Annotated in this window: 9 protein-coding genes; 5 read left to right on the forward strand and 4 right to left on the reverse strand. The window is 62.6% G+C overall.

The features are described 5' to 3' along the window. The first annotated feature begins 53 nt into the window (after positions 1-53). The 3 genes from CXP40_RS22555 (at position 54) to CXP40_RS22565 (ending at position 2,004) form a co-directional block, all read left to right on the forward strand. Entirely contained in the window at positions 54-653 is a 600-nt protein-coding gene (locus tag CXP40_RS22555; RefSeq protein ID WP_099523316.1) for a Yip1 family protein, read from the forward strand. Between the two features lie 132 nt (positions 654-785). Continuing rightward, positions 786-1,448 carry a Yip1 family protein gene (locus CXP40_RS22560; RefSeq protein ID WP_106735549.1) on the forward strand — a complete coding sequence of 221 codons (663 nt, stop codon included), beginning with the start codon at positions 786-788 and terminating at the stop codon, positions 1,446-1,448. A gap of 61 nt (positions 1,449-1,509) precedes the next feature. Further along, the gene (locus tag CXP40_RS22565) at positions 1,510-2,004 is read left to right on the forward strand and encodes a SprT family zinc-dependent metalloprotease (RefSeq protein WP_106735555.1); all 495 of its coding nucleotides are present in this window, start codon (positions 1,510-1,512) and stop codon (positions 2,002-2,004) included. 110 nt (positions 2,005-2,114) lie between these two features. On the opposite strand, the gene CXP40_RS22570 is transcribed toward CXP40_RS22565, so the two are convergent. The 4 genes from CXP40_RS22570 to CXP40_RS22585 all read right to left on the reverse strand — a co-directional run bounded on the left by CXP40_RS22570 (position 2,115) and on the right by CXP40_RS22585 (position 7,091). Beyond that, positions 2,115-3,296: a CaiB/BaiF CoA-transferase family protein gene (locus CXP40_RS22570; protein WP_106735550.1), complete on the reverse strand. Its 1,182-nt coding sequence runs from the start codon at positions 3,294-3,296 to the stop codon at positions 2,115-2,117. Between the two features lie 80 nt (positions 3,297-3,376). Next, positions 3,377-5,023, reverse strand: coding sequence for an AMP-binding protein (locus CXP40_RS22575; protein ID WP_106735551.1), 1,647 nt, complete (start codon positions 5,021-5,023; stop codon positions 3,377-3,379). A gap of 83 nt (positions 5,024-5,106) precedes the next feature. Beyond that, positions 5,107-5,928, reverse strand: a complete 822-nt coding sequence (locus tag CXP40_RS22580; protein ID WP_021489758.1) for an amidohydrolase family protein — start codon at positions 5,926-5,928, stop codon at positions 5,107-5,109. Positions 5,929-5,951: 23 nt separating this feature from the next. Next, on the reverse strand, positions 5,952-7,091 hold the full coding sequence (locus CXP40_RS22585; protein ID WP_106735552.1) for an acyl-CoA dehydrogenase family protein: 1,140 nt from the start codon (positions 7,089-7,091) through the stop codon (positions 5,952-5,954). Between the two features lie 163 nt (positions 7,092-7,254). On the opposite strand from CXP40_RS22585, the gene CXP40_RS22590 reads away from it, so the two are divergent. Beyond that, the gene (locus CXP40_RS22590) at positions 7,255-8,253 is read left to right on the forward strand and encodes an AraC family transcriptional regulator (protein WP_106735553.1); all 999 of its coding nucleotides are present in this window, start codon (positions 7,255-7,257) and stop codon (positions 8,251-8,253) included. Positions 8,254-8,519: 266 nt separating this feature from the next. Then, on the forward strand, positions 8,520-8,717 hold a 198-nt coding region (locus CXP40_RS23870), incomplete at its 3' end, for a hypothetical protein (protein ID WP_218239112.1).

An 8,717-nucleotide genomic window follows, 5' to 3' on the forward strand; every position in this document is an offset into this window, starting at 1 on the left:
CGTCCCGGGCGTTCGCTGGGGGGCGACCGTCATAAGAAAAGGAGGTGTCTGGCATGATCCACCACGTTTGGGGGCTCTTCACCCATCCCGATCAAGAATGGCAAGAAATCCGTGGCGAGGAAGAATCAATCAGCCACATGTACCTGACCCATGTGCTGATTCTTGCAGCAATTCCCGCTATTTCAGCCTACATCGGCACTACCCAGGTTGGCTGGGCGATTGGTGACCGAGCACCAGTAATGCTTACCGAAGGCAGTGCGATGGTGATGACCATCATGTCCTATCTGGCGATGCTCGCCGGGGTAGCCGTGATGGGCGCATTCATCCACTGGATGGCACGCACCTACGACGCCAATCCCAGCCTGACCCAGTGCATCGTATTCGCGGCTTACACCGCCACCCCACTGTTCATCGGAGGTCTCGCAGCACTCTATCCGCATCTGTGGTTGGGCATGGTCGTGGGCACGGTCGCGATCTGCTACACGGTTTATCTGCTCTATGTCGGCATACCGACGTTCATGAACATTCCTGAAGATGAAGGCTTCATGTTCTCCAGCTCTGTACTGGCGGTCGGTCTGGTCGTGCTGGTAGCGATGATCGCCAGCTCGGTCATTCTCTGGGGCATGGGCGTCGGCCCGGTCTACACCAGCTGACAGCCAATAGCGACAAACCCACAGGCCGCCCTCGGGCGGCCTTTTCGTTGTCATGCACCAGAAAATTTGGGTTGAACCCTACGCTGCAACGGCTGCCGGACACTTAAAGGCAGCCAAGCGGATGGTCACACCATGTATGCGAACCTCTACACCCTTCTCACCCGCCCGGACCGCGCCTGGACGGCCATTCGCCAGGACGAGGAATGCAACAGCGCCAGCTACCTGCCCTACCTGTTGCTTTTTAGCCTGCTACCAGCAGTTTGCCTGTTCATCGGCACCCATTGGGTCGGCTGGAGCCTGGTAGACGACGAACGTATCCGCCTGGAGTTCGCAAGCGCACTGCAGTTGAGCGTGTTGCTGTATCTGGCGGCGCTGGTCGGTGTCTTCATCATGGGCTACTTCCTGCGCTACATGTCGCGTACCTTCGAGGCCAGGCCCACCTTCAACCAGTGCATCGGCTTCATCGCCTATGCCTGCACGCCCTTCTTTCTCGCCGGGATCGCCGCGCTCTACCCCATGCGCTGGCTGGCAATCAGCGTCCTGCTACTTGCCTGCGCCCATGCCGCCTACCTGATTTATGTCGGGCTGCCACGCTTCATGCGCATCGACAATCAACAGGGTTTCCTCTACGCCTCCTCGATGATTGGCGTGGGGCTGCTGGTGATCGTCACCATTCTGGTGAGCATGATCCTGTTCTGGACCTACACCCTGGAGCCGGAGTATCAGCGCACGGTGCAGCAGGATCAGAGCCGCGGCACGCAGGAACAGCGCATGCAGGCACCAGTAAACGAGTGATACCTGCGCTGGTTGCCGGCTTGCGGCATAATTGACGCTCAGCCTGCACCAGCGCCTGTCCATGCCCGAACAGATTCAAGCCCGCGTCGAAGCCTGCTATCAGCAGGCCGAAACCTTCTTCAAGCAACGCTTTGCCCGCCCCGAGATCAGCTTCAAGCTGCGTGGGCAGAAGGCTGGCGTCGCACACCTCACGGAAAACAAGCTGCGTTTCAACCTGCAGCTGTACCGCGCCAACCATGAGGATTTCCTGCGCCAGACCGTGCCTCACGAAGTCGCTCACATGGTCGCCCACCAGCTATTCGGCCCGCGCATCCAGCCGCATGGTGAGGAGTGGCAGTTGATCATGCGCGGCGTCTACGAACTGCCACCACACCGCTGCCACAGCTATGAAGTCGAACGGCGCAAGGTCAGTCGCTTCATCTATCGCTGTAGCTGCGCGGACGGTGAGTTTCCCTTCTCCGCCCAGCGTCACGCTCTGGTCGCCAAAGGCCGCCGCTACTACTGCCGGCGCTGCAAGGTGACGCTGACCTTCAGTGGCGAGCAGCGCCAAGAGTGATGGGGAAACTCTCATAGCCCCTTGGTGCGCGCGGCGCACCCTACGCCAGTATCGAAGCCCCGCAGGGTGCGCTGTGCGCAGCGACATTGCCAGACAGTGAGCCGTTCGACTCAACCCAGCGCCCTAGCACTCCTCAACGCCTCGATCTGTTCGGCGTCGTAGCCCAGCTCAGCCAGCACCTCGGCGGTATGCGCGCCAACTGCCGCACCGACATGCCTTGGCGGTGGTAACCCTTCGGAGAACTTCAGTGGACAGGCCAGTTGCGCCTGCGCCGGCAAGCCTTCGCGCGGCACCTCGACGACCAGTTCGCGCGCCCTGATCTGCGGATGCTGCACCGCTTCGGACAGCGGCAGCATCGGCTCGACGCAAGCATCCAGCTCGGCGAATACCGCGCACCATTGCGCGAAATCGCGCTTCTCGAACTCGATCTCGATCTCGCGCTTGAGCGAGCGCTGGTCCTCGGGCTTTTGCGACAGACCACGCGCCGCTAACTCGGGGCGGCCGATGGCAACGCAGAACTGCTGCATGAACTGCGGCTCCAGGCTGCCAACGGAGAACCAACGACCGTCGCGGGTACGGTAGTAGTCGTAAAAGCTGCCGCCATTGAGCGCCTGGTTTTCCATGTCAGGCTCGACGCCGGCACCCAGGTAGCCAGCCCCTGCCATGCCGTGCAGGCTGAACGCGCAGTCGGTCATGCTCACGTCGACCTGCTGCCCCAGGCCGGTAACCTGGCGCTGCACCACGGCCGCGAGCAGGCCGATCACGCCATGCAGCGAGCCACCTGCCAGGTCGGCCAACTGCACGCCAAGCGGTAACGGGCCACTGTCGCGGCGCCCTGTATAGCTGGCGATGCCGGCTAAGGCCAGGTAGTTGATGTCATGCCCGGCACGGTCACGGTACGGCCCGCTCTGGCCGTAGCCGGTGATCGACACGTAGATCAGCCGCGGGTTGATCGCCTTGAGCGCCTCGTAGCCGACACCCAGCTTGTCCATCACGCCGGGGCGGAACTGCTCGAGCACGATGTCGTACTCGCCAACCAGTTGCTTGACCACCTCAACGGCCTCTGGCCGCTTAAGGTCCAGGGCGATGCTACGCTTGTTGCGGTTGAGGTAGGCGTGACTGGTGGAGGTTCCGCCGTCGTGCGGCGGTAGCACGCGTACCAGATCCATGCGCGTGGGCGACTCCACCCGCAGCACCTCGGCGCCCATATCGGCTAGCAGCAACGAGGCAAAAGGACCCGGCAGCAGAGTGGAGAAGTCGAGAATTTTCAGCGAAGACAGTGGGCCGGACATGGTGACTCCCGATTTGCTTGTTTGACGTAGCCCGGATGCAATCCGGGATTGCACTTCCCGGATTGCATCCGGGCTACGAATTAACGCTCCCAGACGACGACCTCATCACTAGACAGGCTGGCCAGCGCCTTGGCATAACGCACTTCCAGGACGTTGCGGCGAATTTTCATGGTCGGCGTCATGCTGCCGTTATCCACCGTCCAGGCCTCGCTGACCAGGTAGAAATGGCTGACACGTTCGTGCGCCTCCAACCGTTGATTGACTGCATGCAGATGCTCGGCAAGTGACTGGCCGAGCAACTCGCGCGGTTGCTGGCGGGCGGCTGGCGAGAGCTCGATCAGCGCCAGTGGTTGATCGAGATTGCTGCCCATCAGGCACACCTGCTCGACCCAATGACTCTTGGCGATCTCGCCCTCGATGGGCGCTGGCGCGACGTATTTGCCCTTGCTGGTCTTGAAGATGTCCTTGACCCGCCCGGTGATACGCAGGTAGCCCGCCTCGTCCAGCTGGCCGCGGTCACCGGTGTGCAACCAGCCATCCTTGAGCGTCTCGGCGGTCTTCTCCGGCTCACGGTAATAACCCTGCATCAGCGTCTCGCTGCGCAGCAGGATCTCGCCGCTGGCGTCGATGCGCACCTGCAGATGCGGCATCGGCCTGCCCACGGTACCGAAGCGCACCTGCCCGGGGCGATTGAAACAACCGTAGGCGAAGTGCTCGGTCATGCCGTAGCCCTCGCAGATGGTCATACCCAGACGCCGGTACCACTCCAGCAGCCCGGTGGAAATCGCCGCCGCACCGGACACCAGAATGCGCGCACGATCCAGCCCCAACCCCGCCCGCACCTTGCGCGCCACCAGCCGCCCCAGCAGCGGAATGCGCAGCAGGCGCTCGAGCTTGTGCGCCGGCAACTTCTCCAGCACACCCTGCTGAAAGCGCGTCCACAACCGTGGCACCGAGAAGAACACGGTGGGACGCACCTGGCGCAGGTCGCTGGCGAAGGTCTCCAGCGACTCGACGAAGGCCACCGGTGCGCCGCAGTAGAGGCTGTTGAATTCGACCAGGAAGCGCTCGGCGGCATGCGACAGCGGCAGGTAGGAGAAGAACTGATCCTGCGGCGTCATGTTCAGCTCCGCCGTGGCGTTGGCCGCAGAGAACGCCATGGCGTGGGCCGAGAGCATCACGCCCTTGGGCTGCCCGGTGGTGCCGGAGGTATAGAGGATCGACAGCAGATCCTCGCCGCGTTGCAGATGCCCGCCGAACAGCGGCTCATGCGCCGCCAGCAAGGCCTGCCATTGATGCTCGGCGGGCATGGTCGGATAAGGCATGGCGATGCGGGTGATATGCGCCGCGATACCGGTGGCCAGCTTGTCCGGCTCATCCAGCTTGCCAACCAGGATTACCTTGCAGCCCGCGTGCTCCAGCACATAGGCGATCTGTTCCGGCGCCTGCAGCGGATACAGCGGCACGCTGACCAGCCCGGCGTGCTGGATCGCCAGGTCGCTGATAAACCATTCGGCGCAGTTCTTCGCCAGCAGCGCAACGCGCTCGCCCGGCACGCAGCCCAGCGCCAGCAGCGCGCTGGCCAGGCGGCGCGCCTGCTCGTCGACCTGGCGCCAGGTGAAGTCATGCCACACGCCATTGACCGGCTGACGCAGCCAGACGGCATCGGCTTGCCGATCCAGCCAGTGGTTGAAGCGTTGCAGCGGCAGTTGCAATGGTTCGGTCATCGCGGCGCACCTGTTGTCGGTTGTTGTGCGGGGCCAGCGGCAGATCCCGGCATGGCGCCGGGGGTGTATCGATCAGCCGGACATTAGAGGCCGAACACCCGGCGGGCGTTACCGTACAGAAATTGTGCCTCCACCTCGGCGGCCAGACCGAGTTCCTTGACCTGGGCCATGCAGCGGCTCAGGGACAGTTGGGGGAAGTTGCTGCCGAACAGCACCTTGTGCGCGCCGTAGCTCTGCATGTACTGCAGCAGCTGCGCCGGGTAATAGCGAGGCAGATAGGCCGAGGTATCGATGAAGACGTTATCGTGCTTCCAGGCCACGCCGATCATCTCGTCCGTCCAGGGATGGCCAATATGCCCGGCGACGATCCGCAGTTCCGGGAAGTCCAACGCCACCTCGTCCAGATAGGGTACCGGTCGCCCGGTTTCCGACGGCAGCAGCGGGCCGGTATGGCCAACCTGAGTGCAAAAGGGAATGTCCAACTCGATGCACTTCACGTACAGCGGGTAGTAGCGCCGGTCGTTCGGCGGCAACTTCCACAGCCAGGGCACGATGCGCAGTGCCTTGCAGCCCAGCTCGTGCACGGCCCGCTCCAGCTCGCGCACGGCGGCCATCGGCTTGCTCAGATCGACCGTGGCCACGCCGACGAAGCGCTCGGGAAAGGCCCGGGTAAACTCGGCGATCTCATCGTTGCTGAACACCCATCCCTCGGGGCGGCACCAGGCGGCCAGCATCAGCTTGTCAACGCCCGCCTCGTCCATCTGTGCGATGGTCTCCTCGGGGCCGAGTCGCACATCCAGCAGGTGCGCACTGCCGGACTTCTCGAACAGCCGCGCCACCTCCGGCATGCGCTCGCGCAGTTGGCCACCGGCGGGCTGAGCCCATGCGTCAATCGCAAGATTCATATCCACTCTCCGTCGAACGGCCGCTACAGCTTCATACCGCGGCTGATGATTTCCTTCATGATTTCCGAGGTACCGGCGAAGATGCGCTGAATGCGCGCGTTCGCGTACATCTTGCAGATCGGGTATTCCCACATGTAGCCCCAGCCGCCATGCAGCTGCACGCCCTCGTCGACCACCTTGCCCAGCAGCTCGGTGGTGAACAGTTTGGCCTCTGCGGCGACTTCTGCACTGAGCTTCTTCTGGTTGTGATCCATCACGCAGCGGTCGGTGAACACCTGGGCCACGTCGATCTGGGTGCGCATCTCGGCCAGCTTGAAGCGGGTGTTCTGGAAATGCGCGACGGGGCGGCCAAAGGCCTGGCGTTCCTTGACGTACTCGATGGTGGTCTGCAGCGCCGCCTCGGCGCCAGCCACCGCGCCACAGGCATTGGTCAGGCGCTCCTGAGCGAGCATGTTCATCAGGTAGAAGAAGCCGCCCTTGGCATCGCCCAACAGGTTTTCCTTGGGCACCTTGACGTCGTTGAAGAACAGCTCGGCGGTGTCCTGGCTGTGCATGCCGAGCTTCTTCAGCTTCTTGCCACGCTCGAAACCGGGCATGCCGCGTTCGACCAGGAACAGGCCCATGGCGTGCTTGTTGGCCGGGTCGGTCTTGGCCGCGACGATCACCACGTCAGCGAGGTAGCCGTTGGAGATGAACACCTTGGAACCGTTGAGCAGCCAGTGCTCGCCCTTGTCCACCGCAGTGGTGCGCATGCCGGCCAGATCGGAGCCGGCCGAAGGCTCGGTCATCGCCACGGCGAGGATGGTCTCGCCGCTGATGATGCCCGGCAGCAAGCGCGCCTTCTGCTCGACAGTGCCGTACTCGGCGATATAGGGGCCGCACAGCGCCGAGTGCAGCGGGATCATGAAACCGGGCTCGTTGATGCGCGCCAGCTCCTCGCACATGATCTGCTCGTAGCGAAAATCCTTGAGCCCCGCGCCGCCGTACTCCTCATCCGCCCAGGGCAGCAGAAAACCCATCTCGCCGGCCTTGCGCCACACGCTACGGTCCACCACACCAGCCTCCTCCCAGGCCTCCTGATGGGGCACCACCTCTTTGTCCAGAAACGCCGCGAAGGCATCGCGGAACAGCTTGTGCTCGGTGTCGAAATGGTTACGTTGCATGAGGCGGATCCTCCGCTGTTGTTATGGCACCGAGGTTAAGTGCCGCCCCGCTACGCCTCAATGACCCATGCGCTCAGCCTCGGTTGACCCATTCGCTCGGCTGGCTTGCTCTGGTCACGAGCAGTTGCCTACCATCGACCACCCTCGCTATCGGAAACCCAGCATGCGCGAACGCACCATCGCCAGCCACTTCGTCCGCGCCGCCCTGCGCGGTGCCGATCGCCAAGGCCTGGCCTGCGACCTGATACTGCGTCAGGCCGGCATCCAGAGCGCCGTGCTGGTCGAGCCGCGTGCACGCATTGCCCCTGAACAGTTCGCCCGACTGATGCAACTGCTGTGGGAAGCGCTGGACGACGAGTACCTGGGTTTCGGCTGCCAGCCGAGCAAACGCGGCACATTCGCCATGATGGGTCACGCCATCATCCACTGCCGCAGCCTGGAAAAAGCCCTGAGCCGTGGCGCGATGTTCTACGGCCTGTTTCCCGACGCACCGGGCATCAGCCTGCAACGCGAAGGCGACTGGGCGCGGCTGAGCGTGGACGACAGCACCCTGTGGGACCCGGATCATTTTCTGGTGGAAAGCCTGCTGGTGATCTGGCATCGCCTCGGCAGTTGGCTGATCGGCCAGCGCATCCGCCTGGAAGAAGCCACCTTCACCTATCCGGAGCCACAGCACAGCGCCGAGTACGAACTGCTGTTCCCCTGCACCCGACGCTTTTGCGCCGGCGCCACCAGCCTGCTGTTCCACGCCCGCTACCTGGCGATGCCGCTGCTACAGGACGAACGCACGCTCAAGCAATTCTTGGAGCACTCCCCCGCCGACCTGCTGGCCCGCCCGGACGGCGGCGAAAGCCTGATCAGCCAGATTCGTCGCCTGCTCGGCCGCGACTGCCGCACCTGGCCGGACCTGGAACAGGTCGCCCAGCAATTGCACAGCAGCCCGCAGACCCTGCGCCGCCACCTGCGCGAAGAAGGCACCAGCTTTCAGGAACTCAAGGACCACCTGCGCCGCGACCTGGCCATCTACCACCTGGGCCGCGACGAACTGGCGATTCAGGATATCGCCGAACAACTCGGTTTCTCCGAACCCTCGGCCTTTCACCGCGCGTTCAAGAAATGGACAGGGCTCACGCCAGGGGCGTATCGCGCGCAAGAGGGATAAGGCAGCATGGCTGCCTGTGCATCGGGCTTCGTGGATGGACAGAGCAGACGGATATGCACTAGGTTCTGACCCAAGCCTGCTGGCAATGCGCCAGAGGCGATAGGCTTGCCGTTCTCCATGTCGCTTTTCCTCCTGAGTGCTGTCGCGTTTGCAGCGAGCATCTTCAGGCCAGACAAGGACTTACAGGACGACAAGGAAGGTTATGCGACAGGTGTCGTGTGGAAATGCGACATGAATGTCGTCTAATTAATAGTTAGGCGCTAAAAATGATCGAATCCAGTTACTGGCGCGCAGAGCTTAGAAATGATCTCGCCTGGCTCTGCAAGAAACGTAAGTATCAACGGTGGTCTGAAAAGCAGCATGTTCTCTTTGAACGAAAACTAATGATTGCTGCTTTTCAAGTTCGTTCGCTGCTGGAGCGGCCAAAAGTAAAGGCTATGTCTGAGTTAACTGTTGCATATCCC

The organism is Pseudomonas sp. YY-1, from assembly GCF_002843095.1.
GTDB classification, from domain to species: domain Bacteria; phylum Pseudomonadota; class Gammaproteobacteria; order Pseudomonadales; family Pseudomonadaceae; genus Aquipseudomonas; species Aquipseudomonas sediminis_A.